Source organism: Solwaraspora sp. WMMD1047 (assembly GCF_029626155.1).
GTDB lineage: Bacteria > Actinomycetota > Actinomycetes > Mycobacteriales > Micromonosporaceae > WMMD1047.
Map to the genome: position 1 here is coordinate 326737 of NZ_JARUBL010000001.1, position 23459 is coordinate 350195.

Annotated in this window: 19 protein-coding genes; 17 read left to right on the forward strand and 2 right to left on the reverse strand. The window is 71.5% G+C overall.

Annotated features, from left to right (window positions below; all coding sequences use genetic code 11):
* Nucleotides 1–18 precede the first annotated feature (18 nt).
* The 16 genes from O7627_RS01535 to O7627_RS01610 all read left to right on the forward strand — a co-directional run bounded on the left by O7627_RS01535 (nucleotide 19) and on the right by O7627_RS01610 (nucleotide 18877).
* Nucleotides 19–1290: a geranylgeranyl reductase family protein gene (locus tag O7627_RS01535; RefSeq protein WP_278091707.1), complete on the forward strand. Its 1272-nt coding sequence runs from the start codon at nucleotides 19–21 to the stop codon at nucleotides 1288–1290.
* 113 nt (nucleotides 1291–1403) lie between these two features.
* Nucleotides 1404–1769, forward strand: coding sequence for an NADH-quinone oxidoreductase subunit A (locus O7627_RS01540; protein WP_278091708.1), 366 nt, complete (start codon nucleotides 1404–1406; stop codon nucleotides 1767–1769).
* Nucleotides 1770–1786: 17 nt separating this feature from the next.
* Nucleotides 1787–2461 (forward strand): NADH-quinone oxidoreductase subunit B, encoded by a 675-nt coding sequence (locus tag O7627_RS01545; protein WP_278091709.1) that lies wholly within the window; start codon nucleotides 1787–1789, stop codon nucleotides 2459–2461.
* A 176-nt stretch (nucleotides 2462–2637) separates the two neighbouring features.
* Nucleotides 2638–3339, forward strand: coding sequence for an NADH-quinone oxidoreductase subunit C (locus O7627_RS01550; RefSeq protein ID WP_278098109.1), 702 nt, complete (start codon nucleotides 2638–2640; stop codon nucleotides 3337–3339).
* Complete coding sequence (locus O7627_RS01555) at nucleotides 3336–4673, forward strand: NADH-quinone oxidoreductase subunit D (protein WP_278091710.1); 1338 nt, start codon at nucleotides 3336–3338, stop codon at nucleotides 4671–4673. Before O7627_RS01550 ends, O7627_RS01555 begins: the two co-directional genes overlap by 4 nt.
* Entirely contained in the window at nucleotides 4670–5791 is a 1122-nt protein-coding gene (gene nuoE / locus O7627_RS01560) for an NADH-quinone oxidoreductase subunit NuoE (RefSeq protein ID WP_278098110.1), read from the forward strand. The genes O7627_RS01555 and nuoE overlap by 4 nt, the downstream gene beginning before the upstream one ends.
* Entirely contained in the window at nucleotides 5788–7104 is a 1317-nt protein-coding gene (gene nuoF, locus O7627_RS01565) for an NADH-quinone oxidoreductase subunit NuoF (RefSeq protein ID WP_278091711.1), read from the forward strand. Before nuoE ends, nuoF begins: the two co-directional genes overlap by 4 nt.
* Nucleotides 7105–9597: an NADH-quinone oxidoreductase subunit G gene (locus tag O7627_RS01570; RefSeq protein WP_278091712.1), complete on the forward strand. Its 2493-nt coding sequence runs from the start codon at nucleotides 7105–7107 to the stop codon at nucleotides 9595–9597. It abuts the gene before it with no gap.
* Complete coding sequence (nuoH, locus tag O7627_RS01575; protein ID WP_278091713.1) at nucleotides 9594–10991, forward strand: NADH-quinone oxidoreductase subunit NuoH; 1398 nt, start codon at nucleotides 9594–9596, stop codon at nucleotides 10989–10991. Before O7627_RS01570 ends, nuoH begins: the two co-directional genes overlap by 4 nt.
* Nucleotide 10992: 1 nt before the next feature.
* Nucleotides 10993–11640 carry an NADH-quinone oxidoreductase subunit NuoI gene (nuoI, locus tag O7627_RS01580; protein WP_347404628.1) on the forward strand — a complete coding sequence of 216 codons (648 nt, stop codon included), beginning with the start codon at nucleotides 10993–10995 and terminating at the stop codon, nucleotides 11638–11640.
* Nucleotides 11637–12398, forward strand: coding sequence for an NADH-quinone oxidoreductase subunit J (locus O7627_RS01585; protein WP_278091714.1), 762 nt, complete (start codon nucleotides 11637–11639; stop codon nucleotides 12396–12398). Before nuoI ends, O7627_RS01585 begins: the two co-directional genes overlap by 4 nt.
* The gene (gene nuoK / locus O7627_RS01590) at nucleotides 12395–12694 is read left to right on the forward strand and encodes an NADH-quinone oxidoreductase subunit NuoK (protein ID WP_278091715.1); all 300 of its coding nucleotides are present in this window, start codon (nucleotides 12395–12397) and stop codon (nucleotides 12692–12694) included. The genes O7627_RS01585 and nuoK overlap by 4 nt, the downstream gene beginning before the upstream one ends.
* A 13-nt stretch (nucleotides 12695–12707) precedes the next feature.
* Nucleotides 12708–14627 (forward strand): NADH-quinone oxidoreductase subunit L, encoded by a 1920-nt coding sequence (gene nuoL, locus O7627_RS01595; protein WP_278091716.1) that lies wholly within the window; start codon nucleotides 12708–12710, stop codon nucleotides 14625–14627.
* Nucleotides 14627–16159: an NADH-quinone oxidoreductase subunit M gene (locus tag O7627_RS01600; protein ID WP_278091717.1), complete on the forward strand. Its 1533-nt coding sequence runs from the start codon at nucleotides 14627–14629 to the stop codon at nucleotides 16157–16159. Before nuoL ends, O7627_RS01600 begins: the two co-directional genes overlap by 1 nt.
* A 40-nt stretch (nucleotides 16160–16199) precedes the next feature.
* Nucleotides 16200–17768, forward strand: a complete 1569-nt coding sequence (nuoN, locus tag O7627_RS01605; protein WP_278091718.1) for an NADH-quinone oxidoreductase subunit NuoN — start codon at nucleotides 16200–16202, stop codon at nucleotides 17766–17768.
* 74 nt (nucleotides 17769–17842) lie between these two features.
* Nucleotides 17843–18877: a polyprenyl synthetase family protein gene (locus tag O7627_RS01610; RefSeq protein ID WP_278091719.1), complete on the forward strand. Its 1035-nt coding sequence runs from the start codon at nucleotides 17843–17845 to the stop codon at nucleotides 18875–18877.
* A gap of 139 nt (nucleotides 18878–19016) precedes the next feature.
* Here the strand turns inward: O7627_RS01610 and O7627_RS01615 are convergent, their stop codons facing one another.
* Nucleotides 19017–20195, reverse strand: a complete 1179-nt coding sequence (locus O7627_RS01615; protein ID WP_278091720.1) for an MFS transporter — start codon at nucleotides 20193–20195, stop codon at nucleotides 19017–19019.
* A 190-nt stretch (nucleotides 20196–20385) separates the two neighbouring features.
* Between O7627_RS01615 and O7627_RS01620 the strand changes: the two genes are divergently transcribed.
* On the forward strand, nucleotides 20386–21168 hold the full coding sequence (locus O7627_RS01620) for an IclR family transcriptional regulator C-terminal domain-containing protein (protein WP_278091721.1): 783 nt from the start codon (nucleotides 20386–20388) through the stop codon (nucleotides 21166–21168).
* A 74-nt stretch (nucleotides 21169–21242) separates the two neighbouring features.
* Here O7627_RS01620 and O7627_RS01625 read toward each other — a convergent pair whose 3' ends face one another.
* On the reverse strand, nucleotides 21243–23366 hold the full coding sequence (locus tag O7627_RS01625; protein WP_278091722.1) for a PhoX family phosphatase: 2124 nt from the start codon (nucleotides 23364–23366) through the stop codon (nucleotides 21243–21245).
* Nucleotides 23367–23459 lie beyond the last annotated feature (93 nt).

Sequence of the window (23459 nt, forward strand, 5' to 3'; positions counted from 1 at the left end):
CCCGGAGGGGAGGCGCGGATGGCCACGATCGAGAACGACGCCGATGTCATCGTGGTCGGCGCCGGCCCCGGCGGCTCCGCCACCGCATACCACCTGGCCCGGCACGGGCTGCGGGTGCTGCTGCTGGAGAAGACCCACTTCCCCCGGGAGAAGGTCTGCGGCGACGGGCTCACCCCGCGCGCCGTCAAGCAACTGATCAAGCTGGGCGTCGACACCAGCCCGGAGGCCGGCTGGGTGCGCAACCGCGGTCTGCGGGTGATCGGCGGCGGGATCCGGCTCGAACTGGACTGGCCCGACCTGGCCAGCTTCCCCAACTACGGCCTGGTCCGCACCCGGCTCGACTTCGACGACCTGCTCGCCAAGCGGGCGGTGGCGGCCGGCGCGGAGCTGCGTACCGGGGTGAACGTGATCGCGCCGGTGCTGGATCCGGCCGGGCGGGCGATCGGGGTCACGGCCGAGGTGGAGAAGGCGCCGGTCACCTTCCACGCCCCGCTGATCGTGGCCGCCGACGGGGTCTCCGGCCGGTTCCCGCTCGCGCTGGGACTCGCCAAGCGGGAGGACCGGCCGATCGGGGTCGCCGTCCGGCGCTACTACCGCTCCCCGGTGCGCCAGGCCGACGACTATCTGGAGTCGTGGCTGGAGCTGCGCAGCCGGGAGGGTGGGGACAACCTGCTCCCCGGCTACGGCTGGATCTTCGGGATGGGCGACGGCCGGGTCAACGTCGGGCTGGGCGTGCTCAACTCCTCGTCCGCGTTCGGCAAGACCAACTACCGGCAGCTGCTCACCGACTGGCTCGGCTCCACCCCGCCGGACTGGGGGCTCACCGACGAGGCGAACGCCGACGGGCCGATTCTCGGCGCGGCGCTGCCGATGGGCTTCAACCGGGTCCCGCACTACACCCGGGGGGTGCTGCTGGTGGGCGACTCCGGCGGCATGGTCAACCCCTTCAACGGCGAGGGCATCGCGTACGCGATGGAGTCCGGCGAACTCGCCGCCGAAGTGGCCGTCCAGGCCCTGGCCCGCCCGGCCGGGGACGCCCGGGAGCGGGCGCTGGCGCAGTACCCGGCCGAGTTGAAGATCCGCTACGGCGGTTACTACCGGCTCGGCGGGATATTCGTGAAGCTGATCGGCAACCCGCAGATCATGCGGATCGCCACCAAGCACGGCATGCCACACCCGATGCTGATGCGGTTCGTACTCAAGCTCCTGGCCAACCTGACCGACCCGCGCGGCGGGGACGCGATGGACCGGGTGATCAACGCGATGACCAAGGTGGCGCCGGCCGTGTAGGCGGAACCACCACCCCCGAGCAGCGTGGCCCGGGTAGCGGTGAATAGTGTGAATTTGGTTAACGACCAAGTAATGACCGACCGAGGGCAGGGAAGGACGGGCCGGAGGCAACCATGTCGCTTTCGCCTTACGTACCCATCATCGGGCTGTTCGCGCTGGCAGCGGCCTTTGCGCTGTTCTCGGTCGTGGCCGCGCGCCTGGCCGGGCCACACCGCTACAACAAGGCGAAGCTCGAGGCGTACGAGTGCGGTATCGAGCCCAGCCCGGAACCGGTCGGCGGTGGCCGGATCCCGGTCAAGTTCTACCTGACCGCGATGATGTTCATCATCTTCGACATCGAGATCATCTTCCTGGTCCCGTGGGCGGTGGCGTTCGACCAGCTCGCCCTCTTCGGCTACCTGGCGGTCTCGCTGTTCATCGTCACCGTGTCCGTCGCGTACGCCTACGAGTGGCGGCGCGGCGGCCTGGACTGGGCCTGAGGGGAGGAGAGCGCGCGATGGGTATCGAGGAGAAGCTCCCGAGCGGCGTCCTGCTCACCAGCGTCGAGAAGTTGGTGAACTGGTCGCGCAAGTCGTCGTTCTGGGGGGCCACCTTCGGGCTGGCCTGCTGCGCCATCGAGATGATGGCCGCCGGCGCACCCCACTACGACCTGGGCCGCTGGGGCATGGAGGTCTTCCGCGCCTCGCCCCGACAGGCCGACCTGATGATCGTCGCCGGCCGGGTCAGCCAGAAGATGGCCCCGGTGCTGCGGCAGATCTACGACCAGATGGCCGAGCCCCGCTGGGTGCTGTCGATGGGCGTCTGCGCCAGCAGCGGCGGCATGTTCAACAACTACGCGATCGTCCAGGGTGTCGACCACGTGGTGCCGGTCGACATGTACCTGCCCGGCTGCCCGCCCCGGCCGGAGATGCTCATCGACGCGATCCTCAAGCTGCGCGAGAAGATCATGTACGAGCCGCTCGGCGCCAACGGCCGCAAGATGCTCGCCGCCCGCCAGGCCCGCGGCGACGTGCCGGTGGTCGCACCCGGGTCGATGCCGTCCTCCTACCGCTCCGACAAGACCCGCCGGGCCGAGTGGGAGCAGGCCGTCCGGGAGGGCCGCGAGGAACAGCTGCGGATCGAGAACTGGATGAAGGCAGAGCGGCATCTGCAGGGAGGCGGACGCTGGTGACCGGGCCGGAGAAGGAGAACGCCACGCCGGTGGGCGGCGACGGGACGTCGGAGCCGGTCAACGGGGAGCCGCCGGTCGACGTGCCGGTCAACCCGTCGGAGACCGCCGGTCGCCCCGGCGGCCCGGACAGCCCCAGCGGCGCGGCCGGCGAACCGGCCGGCCCGACCGGCGGTGGTCTGCCGGTCGCCCCGCCGCCGGTGGGCGCCACCAGCGGGGCACCCGCCGAATTCCCGCCGGCCAGCGGCGCCGGCCGCGGGATGTTCGGCATCCAGGGCTCCGGCGACACCTCCGGCTTCGGCGGGCTGGTCCGGCCCCGGGCCGGCATCGTGGACAGCCCTCGCCCGTACGGCGGCTACTTCGACGAGGTGCACGACGCGCTGCAGGAGGCGTACCCGGCCTTCTCCGACGCGATCGAGCACGTCGTCGTCGACCGGGGCGAGCTGACCCTGCACATCAAGGCCGAGCGGATCGCCGAGGTCTGCCAGGTGCTGCGCGACGACGAGTCGCTGCGGTTCGAGTTCTGCTCGTCGGTCTCCGGCGTCGACTACCTCGGCTCCGACGCCCGCCGGCTGCACGTGGTCTACCAGCTCACCTCGATGACCTACCGGCGCCGGCTGCGGCTGGAGGTCGCGGTGAGCGCCGACCGGCCGCAGGTGCCGAGCGTCACCGCCGTCTACCCCACCGCCGACTGGCAGGAGCGGGAGGCGTACGACATGTTCGGCGTGGTCTTCACCGGCCACCCCGCGCTGACCCGGATCCTGATGCCGGACGACTGGGAGGGGCACCCGCAGCGCAAGGACTACCCGCTCGGCGGCGTGCCCGTCGAGTACAAGGGCGCCGAGATCCCACCGCCGGACCAGCGGAGGAGCTACCAATGACCGCACCCCAGACGGACCCCACGTACGCCCAGGAACGGGAAACCACGGAAGGCAAGGTCTTCACCGTCACCGGTGGCGACTGGGAATCGGTCGTCTCCGGCACCGACCCGCTGCACGACGAGCGGATCGTGGTCAACATGGGGCCGCAGCACCCGTCCACGCACGGGGTGCTCCGGCTGGTGCTGGAGCTGGAGGGCGAGACCGTCCGGGAGTGCCGGATGGTGGTCGGCTATCTGCACACCGGCATCGAGAAGAACCTCGAATACCGCAACTGGGTGCAGGGCAGCACCTTCGTGACCCGGATGGACTACCTGGCGCCGATCTTCAACGAGACGGCGTACAGCCTCGCGGTGGAGAAGCTGCTCGGCATCACCGACCAGGTCACCGAGCGGGCCACCATCATCCGGGTGCTGATGATGGAGCTGAACCGGATCGCCTCGCACCTGGTCTGGGTCGCCACCACCGCGATGGAGCTGGGCGCGGTGAACGTCATGCTCTACGGCTTCCGCGAGCGGGAGTACGTGCTGGAGATCTTCGAAATGGTCACCGGCCTGCGGATGAACATGGCGTACGTCCGGCCGGGCGGGGTCGCCCAGGACGTGCCGGACGAGGCGATCGTCAAGATCCGCGAGTTCCTGAAGATCCTGCCGAAGCGGCTCAAGGAGTACGAGGACCTCCTCTCCGGCCAGCCGATCTGGCTGGAGCGGACCCAGAACGTGGCGGTGCTGGACGTCACCGGCTGCCTGGCGCTGGGCACCACCGGGCCGGTGCTGCGCTCCGCCGGGCTGCCCTGGGACCTGCGCAAGACCCAGCCGTACTGCGGCTACGAGAACTACGAGTTCGACGTGCCGACCACCGAGAGCGGCGACGTCTGGGGCCGCTACCTGGTCCGGATGGCCGAGATGCGCGAGTCGATGAAGATCATCGAGCAGGCGTTGGACCGGCTCAAGCCCGGCCCGATCATGGTCGCCGACAAGAAGATCGCCTGGCCCGCCCAGCTTGCCATCGGCGTCGACGGGATGGGTAACTCGCTGGAGCACGTCGCCAAGATCATGGGTCAGTCGATGGAGTCGCTGATCCACCACTTCAAGCTGGTCACCGAGGGCTTCCGGGTGCCACCCGGCCAGGTCTACGTGGAGATCGAGGCGCCGCGCGGCACGCTCGGCGTACACGCGGTCTCCGACGGCGGCACCCGGCCCTACCGGGTGCACTACCGCGAGCCGAGCTTCGTCAATCTGCAGGCCATCCCCGCGATGGCCGAGGGTGGTCTGATCGCCGACGTGATCGCCGGCGGCGCCTCGCTGGACCCCGTGATGGGTGGGTGTGATCGATAGTGCTTGCCAACGAAACCCTCCGGAAGCGGGCCGACGAGATCGTCGCCCGCTACCCCGCCGACCGGTCCCGCTCGGCGCTGCTGCCGCTGCTGCACCTGGTGCAGTCCGAGGAGGGCTACGTCTCGCCGGCGGGTGTCGAGTTCTGCGCCGAGGTGCTCGGCCTGAACAAGGCCCAGGTCGGCGCGGTGGCCACCTTCTACACCATGTACAAGCGCCGCCCCACCGGTGACTGGCTGGTGAGCGTCTGCACCAACACCATGTGCAACGTGCTCGGCGGCCAGCAGGTCTACGACACCCTGGTCGAGCACCTGGGCGTCGGGCACGACGAGACCACCGAGGATGGCACCATCACCCTGGAGCACGCCGAGTGCCTGGCGGCCTGCGACTACGGCCCGGTGATGACGGTCAACTACGACTTCTTCGACCAGGTCGACCCGCAGACGGCGGTCGGGGTGGTCGACGAGCTGCGGGCCGGCAACCGCCCCACGCCCAGCCGCGGCGCCCGGCTCTGCACCCTCAAGGAGATGTCGATCCAGCTGGCCGGCTTCGCCGACCCGCGTCCGGAGGCGGTCGCCGACGGGGTGGCCGGCGAACCGACCCTGCGCGGCCTGCGCCTGGCCGAGCAGCACGGCATCTCGGTGGCCGGCTTCGACCCGAACACCCCGATCACCCAACCGGCCACCGACGACAAGCCCGCGCCGGCTGGCAAGGCAGCGCCGGCTGGCAAGGCAGCGCCGGCCGACAAGCCCGCGCCGGACAACAAGGCGGCCGCGGCCGGCAAGCCGGACGGGAAGCCGGCCCCGGTCGCCAGCACCGGTGCGGCGGAGTCGGACACCCGGCCGGCCGGGGCGACCGGCAGCACCGCGCCGGACGCCAAGGCCCCCGACGACAAGTCGCCGGAGATCCGGGCCGCCGAGACCCGGGCGCCGGACGCGCAAACCCCCGCACCCGACGCCCCGGGCAGCAAGGACCCGGTCGACGGGGTGCCGCCGGACTCTCCGGACGCGAAGGCCGCTGAAGCGGCCGGGGCGGCCGCCAACGAGCCGGCCAGCGACGGCAAGCCGGCCGGCGACGACGCGGAGCCGCAGGAGCGCAACCTCAGGGAGGCGGAGAAGTGACGGTGCCTTCACGGGCGACGTTGGAGAAGCTGACCCCGGTGCTCACCAAGCGCTGGCTGTCGCCGGACGCCTGGCGGCGCGACGTCTACGAACAGCTCGACGGGTACGCCGCGCTGCGCAAGGCGCTGGCGGTCGCCCCCGACGACCTGATCCAGCTCATCAAGGACTCCGGGCTGCGCGGCCGCGGCGGTGCCGGCTTCCCGACCGGCCTGAAGTGGGGCTTCATCCCGCAGGGCGACGGCAAGCCGCACTACCTGGTGGTCAACGCCGACGAGGGCGAGCCGGGCACCTGCAAGGACCTGCCGCTGATGACCCACGACCCGCACTCGCTGGTCGAGGGCGTCATCATCGCCTCGTACGCGATCCGGGCCAACCGGGCCTACATCTACATCCGCGGCGAGGCCGTGCACGCCGCCCGCCGGCTGCGCAACGCGGTCGCCGAGGCGTACGCGGCCGGCTACCTCGGCACCGACATCCTGGGCACCGGGTTCGACCTGGAGTTGGTGGTGCACAGCGGCGCCGGGGCGTACATCTGCGGCGAGGAGACGGCGCTGCTGGACTCGCTGGAGGGCTTCCGCGGCCAGCCCCGGCTGCGCCCGCCGTTCCCGGCCACCCACGGTCTGTACGCCAGCCCGACCGTGGTCAACAACGTCGGCACCATCGCCAGCGTGCCGTACATCGTGCTCGGCGGCGCCGCCTGGTGGAAGTCGATGGGCACCGAGAAGTCCGCCGGACCGATGATCTACTCGCTGTCGGGTCGGATCGCCAACCCCGGCCAGTACGAGTGCGGGCTCGGCATCACCCTGCGCGAGCTGATCGAGCTGGCCGGCGGCATGCTGCCCGGCCACAACCTGCGGTTCTGGACCCCGGGCGGCTCGTCCACCCCGCTGCTCACCGCCGAGCACCTGGACGTCCCGCTGGACTTCGAGGGGGTGGCCGCGGCCGGCTCGATCCTCGGCACCACCGCCACCCAGATCTTCTCCGACCAGGACTGCCCGGTCTACGCGACCTACCGGTGGCTGGAGTTCTACCACCACGAGTCGTGCGGCAAGTGCACCCCGTGCCGGGAGGGGAACTACTGGATGGTCCGGGTCTACCGGCGGATCCTCGCCGGCCAGGGCACCCAGGAGGACCTGGACACCCTGCTGGACACCTGTGACAACATCCTGGGCCGGTCGTTCTGCGGCCTGGGTGACGGCGCGACCAGCCCGGTGACCTCGTCGCTGAAGTACTTCAAGCAGGACTACCTCGACTACATCGAGGGCCGGACAGCTCCCATGCTGTCCGAGAAGACCCTGGTAGGAGCGCACTAAATGACGGACGTCGCCAAGCCAACCGACAGCGTCACGCTCACCATCGACGGGATCGAGGTGACCGCGCCGAAGGGCGCCCTGCTGATCCGGGTCGCCGAGAAGCTGGGCATCGAGATCCCCCGGTTCTGCGACCACCCGCTGCTGGCCCCGGCCGGCGCCTGCCGGCAGTGCCTGGTCGACGTCGAGGGCCAGCGCAAGCCGGTCGCCTCCTGCACCCAGCCGGTCGCCGACGGCATGGTGGTCCGCACCCAGCTCACCTCCCCGGTCGCCAAGAAGGCGCAGGAGGGGATCATGGAGCTGCTGCTGGTCAACCACCCGCTCGACTGCCCGATGTGCGACAAGGGCGGCGAGTGCCCGCTGCAGAACCAGGCGATGTCCACCGGCCGCACCGACTCCCGCTTCCACGAGCACAAGCGGGAGTACCCCAAGCCGGTGAACATCTCCAGCCAGGTGCTGCTCGACCGCGAACGGTGCGTGCTCTGCCAGCGCTGCACCCGGTTCTCCGAGGAGATCGCCGGGGACAAGTTCATCGACCTGATGGGCCGGTCCAGCGCCGAGGAGATCAACGTCTACCGGGACGAGGTCTACGGCGGCGGCGACGAGACCGACGCCGAGGGCGAGGGCGACGTCCCGTTCAACTCGTACTTCTCCGGCAACACCGTGCAGATCTGCCCGGTCGGCGCGCTCACCGGCGCCCAGTACCGGTTCCGGGCCCGGCCGTTCGACCTGGTCTCCACCCCGAGCGTCTGCGAACACTGCTCGGCCGGCTGCGCCCAGCGCACCGACCACCGGCGTGGCAAGGTGACCCGCCGGCTGGCCGGCGACGACCCGGCGGTCAACGAGGAGTGGAACTGCGACAAGGGCCGGTGGGGGTTCCGCTACGCCACCGCCTTCGACCGGCTCACCACCCCGATGGTCCGGGACGCCGGCACCGGCGAACTGCGCGAGGCGTCCTGGAGTGAGGCGCTGGCCGTGGCCGCCGACGGGCTGCGGGAGGCCCGGGACGGGGCGCACGGGGTGGGCGTACTCACCGGCGGCCGGTTGACCGTCGAGGACGCCTACGCGTACGCGAAGTTCGCCCGGGTGGCGCTGCAGACCAACGACATCGACTTCCGGGCCCGGCCGGTCTCGGCCGAGGAGACCGAGTTCCTGGCCAGCAACGTCGCCGGAATCACCGAGGTCACCTACGCCGACCTGGACAAGGCGTCGGCCGTGGTGATCGCCGGGCTGGAGCCGGAGGAGGAGTGCCCGATCCTCTTCCTGCGGCTGCGCAAGGCGTACCTCAAGCGCGGGCTGCCGGTGCTGGCGGTCGCGCCGTTCGCCAGCCGGGGACTGACCAAGCTCGGCGCCACCGTGGTCACCGCCGTCCCCGGTCAGGAGGCCCGGGTGCTGGCCGACGAGGAGAGCATCGCCAGCGCGCTGCGGGAGCGGCCGGCCGGCGCCGGCACCCCGGTGCTGCTGGTCGGCGAGCGGCTGGCCGCCGTACCCGGTGGGCTGTCGGCCGCGGCGGCACTCGCCGCCCGCACCGGCGCGAAGCTGGCCTGGGTGCCCCGCCGGGCCGGCGACCGCGGCGCGGTCGAGGCCGGCTGCCTGCCCAACCTGCTCCCCGGCGGCCGACCGGTCACCGACCCGGCGGCCCGGGCCGAGCTGACCGGCGCCTGGGACGTCGCCGCCGGGACGATCCCGAGCCGCGCCGGCCGCGACACCGACGAGATCATCGCCGCCGCCGCCGAGGGCCGGCTGGGCGCCCTGGTGGTGGCCGGGGTCGACCCGGCCGACCTGGCCGACCCCCGGCAGGCCGAGGCCGCCCTCGACCGGGTGCCGTTCCTGGTCAGCCTGGAGCTGCGGCGCAGCGCGGTGAGTCGGCGAGCCGACGTGGTGCTGCCGGTCGCCCCGGTGGTGGAGAAGGCCGGCAGCTTCCTGGACTGGGAGGGCCGGCTGCGCACCTTCGAGGCGGTCCTGAACACCACCGCGATGAACGACGCCCGGGTGCTCGACGCGCTCGGCGCGCAGCTCGGCGTGCGGCTCGGCACCGGCGACGTGAACAGCACCCGGCGCGAGCTGGGCACCCTGCCGTCGACAAAGGCCGACCGGCCGGCCGCGCCGGGCGTCGAGCCGGCCGACCCGGTCCGGACCGGCGCCGGCGAGGCGGTGCTGGCCACCTGGCACCAGCTCATCGACCTGGGCAGCCTGACCGACGGGGACGAACACCTCGGCGGCACCGCCCGCCCGCCGGTGGTCCGGCTCGGCAAGGAGACCGCGGCGGCGCTCGGCGTCGCCGACGGCGACCCGGTCACGGTCGGCACCGACCGGGGCGCGCTCACCCTGCCGGCCGAGATCACCGACATGCCCGACGACGTGGTCTGGCTGCCGACCAATTCGCCCGGCTCGACGGTGCGCCGCAGTCTCGGCGTCACCTCGGGCGCGGTCGTCCGGCTCGCCGCGGGGGCGGCCGGTCCGCTGCTCGCCAGCGCAGGAGGTGGTGAACGGTGACGGCGTCCTACCTGGCGGTGGACCCGACGCTGCAGGACTTCGGCCAGGACCCCTGGTGGCTGGTCCTGGCGAAGGTGCTCTTCGGCTTCGTCTTCGCGGTGGTCTGCACCCTGCTCGGGGTCTGGTTCGAGCGGCGGGTGGTGGCCCGGATGGGCCAGCGGCCCGGCCTCAACCAGGTCGGCCCGTTCGGGCTGCTGCAGACCCTCGCCGACGGTCTCAAGATGGCCTTCAAGGAGGACATCCTGCCGAAGTCGGCGGACCGGTTCGTCTTCCTGATCGCGCCGACCATCTCGGTGGTCTGCTCGGTCACCGTGATCTCGGTGATCCCGTTCGGGCCGATGGTGAGCATCTTCGGCAACCAGACGCCGCTGCAGATCACCGACATCCCGGTCTCGGTGCTGCTGATCCTGGCCTGCTCGTCGATGGCCGTCTACGGCAGCGTGCTCGGCGGCTGGGCCTCCGGCTCCACCTACCCGCTGCTCGGCGGGTTGCGCTCCAGCGCCCAGATGATCTCGTACGAGCTGGCGCTGGGGTTGTCGGTGCTGGCGGTCTTCCTCACCGCCGGCACCCTGTCCACCTCCCAGATCGTCGCCGCCCAGGCCGACGGCACCCGGATCGTCCTGCCGGACTGGCTCGGCGGCCTGGAGTTCGCCACCCCGGGCTGGTACGCGCTGCTGCTGCTGCCCAGCTTCCTGGTCTTCTTCGTCTCCATCGTCGGCGAGACCAACCGGGCGCCCTTCGACCTGCCCGAGGCCGAGTCCGAGCTGGTCGCCGGCTACATGACCGAGTACAGCTCGCTGAAGTTCGCGCTCTTCATGCTCTCCGAGTACGTCGCCATGGTGAGCATGTCCGCCTTCACCGTCACCATGTTCCTCGGTGGCTGGCGGGCTCCGGCGCCGATCACCACCATCTGGGCGGGCGCCAACTCCGGCTGGTGGCCACTGCTCTGGTTCTTCGGCAAGGTGCTCGTCCTGGTCTTCGTCTTCGTCTGGCTGCGGGGCACCCTGCCCCGGCTGCGCTACGACCAGTTCATGCGGCTGGGCTGGAAGGTCCTGATCCCGATCAGCCTGGTCTGGGTGATGGTGCTCGGCGGAATCCGGCTGATGCAGGGCAGCGCGCTGGACACCAACCAGCGCCGCTGGGTCGCCGGCATCGGCATCGCCGTCGTACTGGTGGTGATGGTCTTCTGGCCGTCGCGCAAGAAGGCGGCCCCGCTGACCGCGCAGGAGCAGGCCGACGCCCACCCCCGGGGCAGCTTCCCGATCCCACCGCTGGACCTGCAGGTCCCGCCGAGCCCGCGGGCCCGGCGCGCGGTGGCCGAGCGGGAGCCCGCCAACGTCGGCGCCGGGCCGGTCTACGACGCGGGCGAGCCCGGCCCGGAAAAGGAGAGCTGAGATGGGCGCGATCATCGATTCGGTAAAGGGTTTCGGGGTCACCTTCTCGCACATGTTCAAGAAGGTCGTCACCACCGACTACCCGTTCGGCGGGCCGCCGGTTTCGGCGCCGCGGTACCACGGCCGGCACATCCTCAACCGGCACCCGGACGGGCTGGAGAAGTGCATCGGGTGTGAACTCTGCGCCTGGGCCTGCCCGGCCGACGCGATCTACGTCGAGGGTGGCGACAACACCGAACGGGAGCGCTACTCGCCCGGCGAGCGGTACGCCAGCATCTACCAGATCAACTACGCCCGCTGCATCTTCTGCGGGCTCTGCATCGAGGCGTGCCCGACCCGTTCGCTGACCATGAGCAACGAGTACGAGCTGGCCCGCGACTCCCGGCAGGACCTGATCTTCACCAAGGAGCAGCTGCTCGCGCCGCTACTGCCCGGGATGGAGCAGCCGCCACACCCGATGCGGCTGGGCGAGAGCGAGAAGGACTACTACCTCGGCGCGCTCACCGAACCGGGCACCTCCGCCGGCGCCGAGCGGGCGCCCTGGTCCGACCAGGGCACGGTCGACGGCTCCGGCACGGTCAGTGGCTCCGGCTCGGTGGAGGACACCATCGCCCCGGCCGGCTCGAACCCGACGGGAGCCGCGTCATGACCGAGGTGTACGCCGCCGGGGAGGTCGCCACCGGCGAGGCGGTCGTCTTCTGGGTGCTGGCGCCGCTGGCGCTGCTGGGGGCGCTCGGCATGGTCTGGGCCCGCAACGCGGTGCACTCCGCGCTCTGGCTGGTGCTGACCATGCTCAGCCTGGGCGTCTTCTACGTGGTGCAGGCCGGACCGTTCATCGGCATGGTGCAGATCATCGTCTACACCGGCGCCATCATGATGCTCTTCCTCTTCGTCCTGATGCTCGTCGGCCGGGACGCCTCCGACTCGCTCATCGAGACTCTGCGCGGCCAGCGGATCGCCGCCGTCGCGCTGGGCGCCGGCTTCGCGGCCCTGGTCGGTGCCGGCGTCTACCGGGCGGTGAGCGGCACCGTCGCGGTCGGGCTGGACGAGGCCAATGCGCAGGGCAACGTGCAGGGCATCGCCGCCCTGCTCTTCTCCGACTACCTGCTCGCCTTCGAGGCCACCGCGGCGCTGCTGATCACCGCCGCGGTCGGCGCGCTGGTGCTGGCGCACATCGAGAAGCGCAAGGAGGAGAAGCTCGACCAGCCGACGGCCATGCGGGCCCGGTTCCGGCCGGGCAACTACCCCGGCCCGAAGCCCGGCCCGGGGGTCTTCGCCACCTCAAGCTCGGTGGCCACCCCGGCCCGGCTGCCGGACGGCAGCCTCTCCGAGCGGAGCGTCTCCACCATCCTGCCGGTGCGGGAGCTGGAATCGGCCGAGCGCGCGCTGAAGGGGACCGAGAAGTGACTCCCGACTACTACCTGGTGCTGTCCGCCGTGCTGTTCACCGTCGGCGCGGTCGGCGTGCTGATCCGGCGCAACGCCATCGTGGTGTTCATGTGCATCGAGCTGATGCTGAACGCGGCGAACCTGGCGCTGGTCACCTTCAGCCGGATCAACGGCGACCTGAACGGGCAGATCATGGCCTTCTTCGTCATGGTCGTGGCCGCCGCCGAGGTCGTGGTCGGGCTGGCCATCATCATGGCGATCTTCCGGACTCGCCGCTCCGCGAGCGTCGACGACGCCAACCTGTTGAAGTACTAAGAGGGGCCTCCAGGTGGAACACACTGTCGAGTACGCCCAGGGGACCGGGCTACTGAGCAGCGTCTGGCTGCTGGTGGCCATCCCGTTGGCCAGTGCCGCGATCCTGCTGCTGCTCGGCCGGCGCGTGGACCGGTGGGGACACTGGCTCGGGGTGGCCAGCGTCGGCGCCGCGTTCGTCCTCGGCCTGACCTACTTCTTCCAGCTACGCGGCCTGGAGAACAAGTCGGTCGAGGTGAGCCTCTGGGAGTTCTTCGCGGTCGGCGGCCTCAACGTCGACTTCGGGCTGCTGTTCGACCCGCTGGCCGCCGTCTTCGTCCTGCTGATCACCGGCGTGGGCTTCCTGATCCACGTCTACGCGGTCGGCTACATGGCACACGACGCCGGCCGGCGGAAGTTCTTCGGGTACTTCAACCTGTTCGTCGCCGCCATGCTGCTGCTGGTGCTCGGCAACAACTACGTGATGCTCTACGTCGGCTGGGAGGGCGTCGGGCTGGCGTCGTACCTGCTGATCTCGTTCTGGACCGACCGGCCGAGCGCGGCCACCGCCGGCAAGAAGGCGTTCCTGATGAACCGGGTCGGCGACGCCGGGCTGGCGATCGCGATCTTCATCATGTTCGCCACCCTCGGCACCACCCAGTACGACGAGGTGTTCAACGGCGTCGAAGGGCTGGCCGCCGGCACGATCCTGGTGATGGGGCTGCTGCTCCTGCTCGGCGCGGCCGGCAAGTCCGGCCAGTTCCCGCTGCAGGCCTGGCTGCCCGACGCGATGGAGGGTCCGACCCCGGTCTCCGCGCTGATCCACGCCGCCACCATGGTCACCGCCGGGGTCTACCTGATCGCCCGGTCCAACCCGATCTTCTCCGAGAACGCCACCCTGCAGACCGTGGTGGTCAGCGTCGGCGCGCTGACCCTGCTGATCGGCTGCGTCATCGGCGCGGCGAAGGACGACATCAAGCGGGTGCTGGCCTGGTCCACGGTCAGCCAGATCGGCTACATGTTCCTCGGCGTCGGGCTCGGCGGCGGGGCGTACGCGTTGGCCATCGTCCACCTGCTGGCGCACGGCTTCTTCAAGGCCAACATGTTCCTCGGCGCCGGCTCGGTGATGCACGGCATGAAGGACCAGGTCGACATCCGCCGGTTCGGTGCCCTGTCGAAGTACATGAAGATCACCTGGATCACCTTCGGCACCGGCTGGCTGGCGATCATCGGCATCCCACCGCTGTCCGGCTACTTCTCCAAGGAGCCGATCATCGCCGCCGCGTTCGAGCGGGGCGACTGGACCTCCTGGCTGTTCGGCGGGGCCGCGCTGCTCGGCGCCGGGCTCACCGCGTTCTACATGACCCGGCTGTTCGTGCTGACCTTCCACGGGCCGAAGCGGTGGACCGAGGACATCGACCACCCGCACGAGTCGCCGCCGATCATGACGGTGCCGCTGATCCTGCTCGGCATCGGTTCCGTCGCGGCTGGCGCGCTGATGGTCAGCTCGGTGCCGAACTGGCTCGCCCCGGTGCTGCCCGAGGCCGAGGGTGAGGCCCACGGCGTGCTGTCGCACACCGCCGTGACGATCCTCTCCATCGTGGTGACCGTGCTCGGCGCCGGCCTGGCCTGGGCGCTGTTCCGGGGCGGCACGGCGCTGCAGCCGCGCCCGGCCGGCGTGCTGGTGACCGCCGCCCGGCGCAACCTCTACACCGACGCGTTCAACGAGGCGGTCTTCGAGAAGCCCGGCATCTTCCTCACCCGGGCGCTTGTCTTCCTCGACAACCGGGGCATCGACGAGCTGGTCAACGGGCTCGCCGCCACGGTGGGCGGCGGATCCGGCCGGCTGCGCCGGCTGCAGACCGGCTTCGTGCGGTCGTACGCGATGTCGATCCTCACCGGGGCGCTGCTGGTGGTGGGGGCGTTCCTGGCGCTGCAGATGGGGTGGCTCGCATAATGTCCGACTTCCCGTTCCTCTCGGTGCTGACCCTCGCGCCGCTGGTCGGCGCGCTGGTCGTGGCGTTCCTGCCGCGGCGGCGGCCGGAGCTGGCCAAATGGGTCGCCTTCATCTGGTCGCTGGCGGTGCTCGCGCTGTCGGTGGTGATGTGGCTCGCCTTCGAGATCGGCGGCGAACGGCTGCAGTTCCGCGAGTCGTACGCCTGGATTCCGCGCTGGGGGGTCAACTTCACCTTCGCCGCCGACGGCATCGCGCTGGTGATGCTGATGCTGATCGCGGTCCTGGTGCCGCTGGTGATCCTGGCCTCCTGGAAGGACGCCGAGGCGTCCAAGCGGTCGGTGCCGGTCTACTTCGCCCTGCTGCTGGTCCTCGAATGCACCATGATCGGCGTCTTCGCCGCCGCCGACGTGTTCCTGTTCTACGTCTTCTTCGAGGTCATGCTCGTCCCGATGTACTTCCTGATCGGCAGCTACGGCGGCCACCAACGGCAGTACGCGGCGGTGAAGTTCTTCCTCTACTCGCTCGTCGGCGGCCTGTTCATGCTGGCCGCGGTGATCGGGCTCTGGGTGCTGGGCGGCAAGACCTTCGACTGGCAGACCCTCACCGAGGTCGACCTGTCCACCGGGGCCGAGCGCTGGCTGTTCCTCGGCTTCTTCGTGGCGTTCGCGATCAAGGCGCCGTTCTTCCCGTTCCACACCTGGCTGCCGGACGCCGGTGGCGCCGCCCCGGCCGGCGCGGCCGCGCTGCTGGTCGGCGTGCTGGACAAGGTCGGCACCTTCGGCATCCTGCGGTACTGCCTGCCGCTGTTCCCGGAGGCGTCGCGGTGGTTCGCGCCGTGGGCGCTCGGGCTGGCGGTGATCGGCATCATCTACGCCGCGTTGCTCGCGGTCGGGCAGAACGACCTCAAGCGGCTGGTGTCGTACACCTCGATCGCGCACTTCGGCTTCATCGGGGTCGGCATCTTCGCCTTCACCACCCAGGCCGGCACCGGCGCGGTGCTCTACATGGTCAACCACGGGCTCGCCACCGGCCTACTCTTCCTGGTGGTCGGCATGCTGGTGGCCCGCCGCGGCTCGGCGCTGATCAGCGACTTCGGCGGCGCCGGCAAGCTGGTGCCGGTGCTGGCCGGGGTGCTCTTCTTCGCCGGTCTGGCCTCGCTGGCGCTACCCGGCACGGCCCCGTTCGTCTCCGAGTTCCTGGTCCTGATCGGCACCTTCACGGTGAACAAGCCGGTCGCGGTGATCGCCACCCTCGGCATCATCCTGGCCGCGGCCTACGTGCTGTGGATGGTGCAGCGGACCACCCAGGGCACCCTCAACCCGGCGCTGACCGGGGTGGAGGGCATGCGCAAGGACCTCAACCTGCGGGAGAAGGTCGTGGTCGCCCCGCTGATCGCGCTGCTCCTGCTGCTCGGCTTCTACCCGAAGCCGGTGATCGACGTGATCAACCCCGCCGTCCAGGCGACCATGCAGGACGTTGGGAAGACCGACCCGGCCCCGACGGTCGGCACGGTCCAGGAGGCGGCCCGGTGAGCCCGCTGGCGTTCACGGTCCGGCACGGAAGGATGGCACGGTGACTGACTTCACGGCCCCGGGGATCGACTGGGCGGCGCTCGCGCCGATCCTGATCCTGTTCGGCGCGGCCTGCGTGGGGGTGCTGGTGGAGGCGTTCGTGCCCCGCCGCGCCCGGCACCTGGTGCAGCTCGTGATCGGGCTGCTCGCGCTGGTCGCCGCCCTGGTGATGGTGGTCCGCAGCGCGGATTCGCGGACCCTCACCGCCGGCGGCGCGGTCGCCATCGACGGACCCACCGTCTTCCTGCAGGGCGCGATCATCGTGCTCGCGGCGATGGCGCTGCTGCTGATCGGCGAGCGGTCGGTGGAGCGCGGCGGCGCGTTCGTCGCCCAGGCCGCCGTGCCGGTGAACTCGGAGCTCGACAAGGAGCAGACCGTCCGGTCCGCCGGGGCGACCGAGGTCTACCCGCTGACCATCTTCGCGGTGGCCGGCATGCTGCTCTTCGTCGCCGCGAACGACCTGCTGACCATGTTCGTGGCGCTGGAGGCGTTCTCGCTGCCGCTCTACCTGCTCTGCGCGATGGCCCGCCGCCGGCGGCTGCTCAGCCAGGAGGCGGCGCTGAAGTACTTCCTGCTCGGCGCGTACTCGTCGGCGTTCTTCCTGTTCGGGGTGGCGCTGATCTACGGCTTCACGGTCGGGGTGACCGACGGGCCGGAGGGCAGCGCGCCCGGCGGCGTCGACTTCGGCACCATCCGGGCGGCGGTCGGCGAGTCGACGGCCAGCCCGATCCTGCTCTTCGCCGGCATCGCGCTGCTCTCGGTCGGGCTGCTGTTCAAGGTGGCCGCCGCGCCGTTCCACGTCTGGACGCCGGACGTCTACCAGGGCGCCCCCACCCCGATCACCGGCTTCATGGCCGCTTGCACGAAGGTGGCCGCGTTCGGCGCGCTGCTGCGGGTCTTCTACGTCGCGTTCTCGGGCGCGGCCTGGGACTTCACCCCGGTGCTCGGCGCGGTGGCGGTGCTGACCATGCTGGTCGGCGCGGTGCTCGCCGTCACCCAGACCGACATCAAGCGGCTGCTGGCGTACTCGTCGGTCGCCAACGCCGGCTATCTGCTGGTGGGGGTGCTGGCGCTCAGCCGGGACGGCCTGTCCAGCACGATGTTCTACCTGGTCGCGTACGGGTTCACGGTGATCGCCGCGTTCGCGGTGGTGACCCTGGTCCGGGACGGCGACGGGGAGGCCACCCACCTGTCCCGGTGGGCCGGGCTGGGCCGCCGGTCGCCGCTTGTCGCGGGGCTGTTCACCTTCCTCCTGCTCGCCTTCGCCGGCATCCCGATGACCAGCGGCTTCATGAGCAAGTTCGCGGTGTTCGGGGCGGCGCTGGACGGCGGGCAGACCTGGCTGGTGATCGCCGGGGTGCTCAGCAGCATGATCCTCGCCTTCCCGTACCTGCGGGTGGTGGTGCTGATGTGGCTCTCCGAGCCGGGTGAGTCGACGCCGACCGTCTCGGTGCCCGGCGGGCTGAGCTCCGCCGCCATCACGATCGGGGTGGCCGTGACCCTGGTGCTCGGGGTGGCACCGACGCCGCTGCTGGACCTCGCCGACGGTGCCGCCCAGTTCGTCCGATGACCGCCGCCGGGCGGTGACCGTCGCCACGGTTACTCTGCGCCGCCCCCGACCAGGGGCGGTGGCCCCGGTGTGGCATGGTTGAGGGCGTGGGGAGACCGGCTGGCGGCGGCCTGACAGCGATCGGGCTCGACTTCGTCGACGCCCGGGTCGAGGCGTCGGTGCTGACCGTGCTGGAGGGCGTCGAGGCCGAGCTGCGCAGCAGCGTGGCCAGCGCCGACCCGTTCGTGACCGAGGCCGCCCGGCACCTGGTGGAGGCGGGCGGCAAGCGGTTCCGGCCGTTGCTGGTGGCGCTCGGCGCCCAGTTCGGCGATCCGACCGGCGACCAGGTGGTCAAGGCGGCCGTGGTGATGGAGCTCACCCACCTGGCGACGCTGTACCACGACGACGTGATGGACGAGGCGGACGTGCGCCGGGGCGCGCCGAGCGCCAACTCCCGGTGGACCAACTCGGTCGCCATCCTGGTCGGTGACTACCTCTTCGCCCGGGCCGCCGACCTGGCGGCCGATCTGGGCACCGAGGCGGTCCGGTTGCAGGCCCGCACCTTCGCCCGGCTGGTGCACGGGCAGATCGCCGAGACGGTCGGCCCCCGGGACGGCCAGGACCCGGTCGCCCATCACCTCTCGGTGATCAGTGAGAAGACCGGGTCGTTGATCGCGACGTCCGCGCGGTTCGGCGGGATGTTCGGCGGCGCGGCCGCCGACCGGGTCGAGGCCCTCGCCGGGTACGGCGAAACGATCGGCGTCGCCTTCCAGCTCTCCGACGACCTGCTCGACATCGCCTCGGACTCGGTGCAGTCCGGCAAGACCCCCGGCACCGACCTGCGCGAGGGGATCCCGACCCTGCCGGTGCTGTACGCGCTCGGCAGCGACGACGCCGACGCCGCCGCCGTGCGGCTGAAGGAGATCCTCTCCGCCGGCCCGGTCACCGACGACGACCAGCACGCCGAGGCGCTGGCGCTGCTCCGCGAGTCGCCCGCCCTCAAGCGGGCCCGGGAGACGGTACGCAGCTACGCCGAGGAGGCCCGGGAGCGGCTGGCCCCGCTGCCAGCCTCGGCCCCCCGGCAGGCGCTGGAATCGCTCTGCGACTTCATCGCCGACCGCACCGGCTGACGGCGCCGGCAGCCGGCCCCGCGGCTGACCGCGCCTTCGGGCCGGCCGACTGCCGGTGGGCCGGCCGACTGCCGGTGGGCCGGCCGATTGCCGGTGGGCCGGCCGATTGCCGGTGGGCCGGCCGGTCCGGCGGCGGGCGTCACCGGCCGGAGCGGCGGCGGTGGGCTAGCAGGAGCTGCCGACCGACCAGCATCAGCGCGGCGGCCAACAGCATCGCCACCGCCCCGGTCAGCCACATCGCCGGGTAGCCGGCGTGCGCGGCGATGGCACCCAACGCCAGCGGACCGACGAAGCCGCCCGCGTACACCCCGGTCTGGGAGATCGAGGAGGCGGCGGCCGGCGCCTGCGGGTGGAGCCGGACCACCGCGAACGTCAGCAGGCCCGGCCAGGCCCAGCCCAGGCCGAAGCCGAGCACCACCCCGGCCAGCACCGCCACCGGCCCGTCCAGGGCCAGCAGGGCCAGCCCCAGGGCGCCGATCAGCAGCATGCCGGCGACGGTGGCGACGTGCCCGCCGGTGCGCCGGTCGGCGAGCCAGCCGGCCAGGATCCGCGCACCGAGGCAGACCACGCTGCCCAGCGTCAGGACGCCGCCGGCGGTCCCGGGGTCGAGTCCTCGGGTCACCGAGGAGTCCACCACGAAGGTGCCGAGGGCGTTCGCCCCGGCCGCGGCGAGGCCGGCGGCGGCGCCGATCACCACCAGCGCGCCGGTGGCCCGGTCGCCGCCGTTGCCGGCCCGCCGGGCGGGGGTGCCCTGTTCGGGCGGGACCACCGCGAGGGCGGCCAGCGCCGCGCCGGCCGCCGCGACGAACGCCCAGCGCCAGCCCACGGTCAGCGCGACAAGCGGCACGGCGGCACCGGCGAAGAGGGTGGAGATCGGGATGGCCGCCTGTTTCACCCCGAAGGACAGGCCCTGCCGGCCGGCCGGGACGCTGCGGCTCAGCGCCGCGTTGCTGGCGAGTTGGCCGAGGGCGTTGGCGCCGGCGCTGAGCCCGAGCAGCACCACCAGGGCGGCGTACGAGCGGGCCAGGCCGGCGATGGCGAGCAGCGAGGCGGCGGAGATCACGATGCCCGCCCGGGCGACCCGGGCGGCGCCGAACCGCTCGACAAGTGCGCCGGACGGGACCGAGGCCAGGGCGCTGATCCCGAAGTAGACGGAGACGGCCAGCCCGAGCCCGGCCGGGGAGAACCGGAGTTCGGTTCCCATCTGCACGGCGAGGCCGCCGACCAGAAAGATCGGCACGACGCAGGCGATGGTGGTGGCGGTGGCGCCGAGCGAGGCGCGGACGGGATGAGCTGGGGCGGGAGGGGTTACGGCCAAGAGTGTGCCTACTTTGAAATCACGCGTAATTCGGCCAATTAAGACGAGCCTACGCGAGCCGCCCGTATGAACCCTTCGTGTCGAACGCTGCACACACGGTCGCCGTACATCTGGCATCCTCGATCCGAACAGGCATTTCGTAGACGGCCTGTTTTTCATATGGTGTAAGTCCCCGGCGGCGGAGGTAGTTGTGCGCGACCCCCTGGCGGAACCTTCGGACCTGATCCGGAGCGTGTCCCGAGCGCTCCGCGTCCTGGAAGCGGTGGGACGAGCCCCGAAGGGCCTGACCGTGAAACAGATCGCGCGGCGGTGCGAGCTCACCGTGGCGACCACGTATCACCTGGTGCGCACGCTGGCCTACGAGGGTTACGTGATCCGGCGCGAGAACGGCACGTACATCGTGGGATTGGAGGTGGCCGACCGCTACCGGGAACTCGTCACGGCCTTCCGGGGCCCGGCCGCGGTGGGAGAGTCGCTGCGCCGGGCCGCCCTGGAGACCGGCTACAGCCACTATCTCGGCCGGTTCATCGGCGGCCAGGTGGCGCTGACCGCGGTGGCGGAGGGTCCGCGGTCGCCGTACGTGGAAGACCTGGTGCCCGGCTTCGACGAGGGCGCCCACGCCACCGCGCTCGGCAAGGCGCTGCTCGCCACCCTCACCCCCGAGCAGCGCTTCCGCTATCTGCGCGAGTACGGCATGCGCCAATTCACCTCCTCGACCCTCACCACCACCGAGACCTTCGAGGCCGACCTGGCCGCCGGCGACCGGCGCGGGATGCAGCTGGAACTCGGACAGTTCCGGCAGGGCGTCGCGTGCGCCGCCGTGCTTGTCGCGCCGGACCGGGACATGGAACGGCGGGTGGTGCTGGCCTGCGCCCTGCCGGCCGCCGAGATGATGACCTCGGCCCGGGTGGTGCGGGCCAAACTGCTCACCGCCGCCCGGTCGATCGGCGACGGCCTGGCCGCCGAGGGGTGACGCGGACGAGGCGCCCGTCCCGGGGTCCACCGGGACGGGCGCCTCGCATCGGGTTGAGGCACTGAGACCGCGGGTCAGCGGCCGATCGGGCCGCCGTCCAGCCGCCAGGTGACCACCACGCCGGGCTTGGCGAAATCGCCGTCCGGCCAGGTCGAGGCCGGGTTCTCCACCGAGGCGCCGGAGAGCTCGCCCGGGTGCTGCACCGCCACGAAGACCGACCGGTTGTCGGTGGTGATGAACGGGCCGCAGGTCTCGGCGCCGATCGGCACGGTCAGGAACTGCTTCAGGTGACCCCGCTCCGGACCCTCGATGGCCGTCGCGAAGAGGCCGTCGTTGCTGCCCAGCGCGTTGCCGTCGGTGGAGATCCAGAGGTTGCCGGCGCCGTCGAAGGCCACGTTGTCGGGGCAGGAGATCGGCGACACCTTGGCCTTGTCGTACCCGGCGAAGTAGGTCGACGGGTCGGTCGGGTCGCCGCAGACGATCGGCAGCGACCAGGCGAAGGTCTCGGCGGCGTTGTCGCCGCCGTCCTCCACCAGCTCCAGTACCTGACCGTGCTTGTTGGCGTTGCGCGGGTTCGCCTCGTCGGCCGGCGGGTTGCCGTTGACGCCCCGGTTGGTGTTGTTGGTCAGCGCCACGTACACCTTGCCGGTGAGCAGGCTCGGCTCGACGTCCTCCGGGCGGTCCATCTTGGTCGCGCCCACCGCGTCGCCGGCCAGCCGGGTGAAGGTCAACACCTCCGCCGCGGTCATGCCCGGCACGAACGAGGTGTTGCCGCGGACCAGCTTGATCCAGGTACCCCGGCCGTTGAACGCGCCGTCGGACGGCAGCTTCCCCGACCCGTCGACCTCGCTGGCGCTGGTCTGGTCCAGCTTGGCCACGTAGAGCGTGCCCGACTCCAGCAGGGTCAGGTTGTGCCGGCGGGCCGGCTCACCGTTGCCGGGCCGGAACTTCTTGTCCGAGACGAACTTGTAGAGGTAGTCGAACCGCTCGTCGTCACCGGAGTAGGCCACCACCTGGCCACCCTTGGCGACGATCACGTTCGCGCCCTCGTGCTTGAACCGGCCCAGCGCGGTGTGCTTGCGCGGGCGGGACTTCGGGTCGAACGGATCCACCTCGACGACCCAGCCGTGCCGGTTCGCCTCGTTCGGGTGCCGGGTCAGGTCGAACCGGGCCTGCGCCCGCTCCCAGCGCCGGCTGTCGCTCGGGTACCGGGCGGTGGTGCTGATGCCGTACCGGGCCAGCCTCGGCTTGTCCGCCTCCGGCGCGCCGTCGCCCCCGACGAAGTACTGGTTGAAGTTCTCCTCGCCGGAGAGCACCGTCCCCCACGGGGTGACCCCGCCGGCGCAGTTGTTCAGGGTGCCGACCACGGTCCGCCCGGCCGGGTCGGCCGCCGTCCGCAGGTAGATCGAGCCGGCCGCCGGTCCGGTGAGCTCGAACTGGGTGTTCAGCGCGGTGATCCGCCGGTTGTAGGGGCGGGCGCCCTTGCGGACCACGGCCCACTCGCCGGTCCCGTCGACGCGCTCCAGCTCCACCACGGAGAGGCCGTGCGCGGCGATGCACGCCTTCACCTGCTCGACGGTGAGCGCCTCCTGGCTGGTGAAGCCCGGGAACATCAGGTTCTCGTTGGTGTACTCGTGGTTGACCACCAGCAGCGCCCGCTCGCCGCGCTTGTCCAACGGCAGGACGCCGACGAAATCGCAGTTGTAGCCGAACTGCTTCGCCTGCCGCTCGGCCGTCTGGTTCGTGAGGTCCAGCTCCGGAGCGTTGGGCAGCACCGGGTCGCCCCAGCGGATCACCACCGAGTGGTCGTACCCGTTGGGCACCACGAAGTTGTCGAGCCGGTTCGGTGGGATCGGCTTGAAGGTCAGCTCGCCCGCGCCGCCCGGCACCCGGGCGGTGCGCAGCGCATCCACGTCCGGACCGGCCGGGGCGCCGGGCGCGGCCAGGGCCGGGCCGCCGGTGAGCGCCCCGGCGGCGGCACCGCCGAAGCCGAGGACCAGCGCGCCGACGGCGCCGGCCCGGACCACGCCGCGCCGGGACACCTCGGCCCGCACCACGTCGCCGAAGTAGGGGTTGTCGGTCTCGTTCGGGACCGGGTGATCACAGGCGTTGCCACAACGGTAGAGACAGGTCATCGAGCTGCGCCCCGCGTGGCCCGCCGGGCCGAGCAGAGGGAGCAGCCGCGGTCGGTCGCTCATCTGGAGGAGCCTCCTAAGCTGGTCGGGTACGCGCCCGGGCCGCCGACGAGGCCGCTGACCGGAGGCGCACCAGCCGGACGCTATGAGTGCGCC

Coding starts and splice junctions, on each gene's coding strand:
- O7627_RS01545 (WP_278091709.1), top strand. CDS start 1,787: ATGGGTATCGAGGAGAAGCTCCCGAGCGGCGTCCTGCTCACCAGCGTC.
- O7627_RS01610 (WP_278091719.1), top strand. CDS start 17,843: ATGGTTGAGGGCGTGGGGAGACCGGCTGGCGGCGGCCTGACAGCGATC.
- O7627_RS01570 (WP_278091712.1), top strand. CDS start 7,105: ATGACGGACGTCGCCAAGCCAACCGACAGCGTCACGCTCACCATCGAC.
- O7627_RS01555 (WP_278091710.1), top strand. CDS start 3,336: ATGACCGCACCCCAGACGGACCCCACGTACGCCCAGGAACGGGAAACC.
- O7627_RS01535 (WP_278091707.1), top strand. CDS start 19: ATGGCCACGATCGAGAACGACGCCGATGTCATCGTGGTCGGCGCCGGC.
- O7627_RS01625 (WP_278091722.1), bottom strand. CDS start 23,366: ATGAGCGACCGACCGCGGCTGCTCCCTCTGCTCGGCCCGGCGGGCCAC.
- nuoI (WP_347404628.1), top strand. CDS start 10,993: ATGGGCGCGATCATCGATTCGGTAAAGGGTTTCGGGGTCACCTTCTCG.
- O7627_RS01585 (WP_278091714.1), top strand. CDS start 11,637: ATGACCGAGGTGTACGCCGCCGGGGAGGTCGCCACCGGCGAGGCGGTC.
- O7627_RS01540 (WP_278091708.1), top strand. CDS start 1,404: ATGTCGCTTTCGCCTTACGTACCCATCATCGGGCTGTTCGCGCTGGCA.
- O7627_RS01600 (WP_278091717.1), top strand. CDS start 14,627: ATGTCCGACTTCCCGTTCCTCTCGGTGCTGACCCTCGCGCCGCTGGTC.